At 67.4% G+C, this 1,677-nt stretch carries 2 protein-coding genes; both read right to left on the bottom strand.

Features of this window, described 5'->3' with window-relative positions:
* Nucleotides 1–650: electron transfer flavoprotein subunit alpha/FixB family protein (locus ACZ7HQ_RS45295; protein ID WP_471003446.1), on the bottom strand; the 650-nt coding region annotated here is incomplete at its 3' end.
* A 69-nt stretch (nucleotides 651–719) separates the two neighbouring features.
* Nucleotides 720–1,505 carry an electron transfer flavoprotein subunit beta/FixA family protein gene (locus ACZ7HQ_RS45290; RefSeq protein WP_030593795.1) on the bottom strand — a complete coding sequence of 262 codons (786 nt, stop codon included), beginning with the start codon at nucleotides 1,503–1,505 and terminating at the stop codon, nucleotides 720–722.
* Nucleotides 1,506–1,677: the final 172 nt, after the last annotated feature.

Genomic DNA, 1,677 nt, shown 5'->3' with positions numbered 1-1,677 from the left:
GGGAAGTTCTCCGCGCCGTTGACGCCACGCCCACCCGAGACCACGATCGCCGCCTCGGTCAGCTCCGGGCGCCCGGTCGACTCCCGCGCCGTCCGCGAGACCACCTTCGTGCCCGTCGAACCCTCACCGAACGAGACCGCCAGGGCCTCGACCGCACCCGCGGCGGCGGCCGGCTCGACCGGAGCGGAGTTCGGCTTCACCGTGATCACCGGAACACCCCTGGAAACCCGGGACTTGGTGGTGTAGGAAGCGGCGAACACCGCCTGCGTCGCCACCGGACCCCCGTCCCCGGCCTCCAGATCAGTGGCATCGGTGATGATCCCGGAACCGATCCGCAGCGCGAGACGCGCGGCGACCTCCTTGCCCTCCGCCGAGGACACCACCAGCACCGCCGCCGGCGACACCGCCTCGAACGCCGCCTGCAGCGCGTCGACCTTCGGCACCACCAGATAGTCCGCGAACTCCGGAGCGTCGGAGACCAACACCTTCACCGCACCGTGCTCACCCAGCACACCAGCAGTCGCCTCGGCACCCGCACCCAGGGCCACGGCCACCGGGTCACCGATCCGACGCGCCAGCGTCAGCAGCTCCAGCGTGGGCTTACGGACCGCACCATCCACATGATCGACCAGAACCAGAACTTCAGCCATGACAACGCACTCCAGACAGACGAGAGAAGAGAAGGAGGGGAAGGGAGAGCAAGGACTACGCGTGCGGGATCAGATGAACTTCTGGCCCGCGAGGAACTCGGCGAGCTGCTTCGCGCCCTCACCCTCGTCCTTCACGATCGTGCCCGCCGTACGCGCCGGACGCTCGGTCGCCGAATCGACCGCCGTCCACGCACCCGCCAGACCCACCTCGCCCGCCTCCAGCTCCAGATCCTCCAGATCCAAAGACTCCACCGGCTTCTTCTTCGCCGCCATGATCCCCTTGAACGAGGGGTAACGCGCCTCACCGGACTGGTCGGTCACCGACACCACCGCCGGCAGCGACGCCTCAAGCCGCTCGGTCGCCGTGTCACCGTCACGCCGCCCGGTCACCACACCCTCGTTCACCGACACCTCGGACAGCAGCGTCACCTGCGGCACACCCAACCGCTCCGCCAGCAGCGCCGGCAGCACACCCATCACCCCGTCCGTCGAGGCCATACCACAGATCACCAGGTCGTAACCGGTCTTCTCGACCGCCCTCGCCAGCACCAGCGACGTACCCATCACATCCGTGCCGTGCAGATCGTCGTCCTCGACGTGAACCGCCCTGTCCGCACCCATCGACAACGCCTTGCGCAACGCGTCCCTGGCATCCTCCGGACCCACCGTCACCACGGTGATCTCCGCATCGTCCGCCCCGTCCGCGATCTGCAACGCCTGCTCGACCGCGTACTCGTCCAGCTCCGACAGCAGACCGTCGACATCCTCACGGTCCAACGTCAGGTCATCGGCGAAACGCCGGTCACCGGTCGCGTCGGGCACGTACTTCACACAGACAACGATCCTCAAGCTCACGCCGGCTCTCCTACTGCATCGTCATTTCCGGGCTGCCTTGTTGCACGCAGCATAGGCGCCTTGTCGGGCCGGATCCGGTCAGGACGACCGAGGCTCCGAGGCCGATATTACTCGCCAGTACACCCAGACTGTTACCCCTGAGCAAGCGCACCGCACTGTGACCTTGCCAACG

The sequence above is a fragment of the Streptomyces sp. NPDC037290 genome (assembly GCF_055603245.1).
Note: the sequence above shows the minus strand (reverse complement) of the source record. Positions and strands in the feature narration are given on the sequence as shown.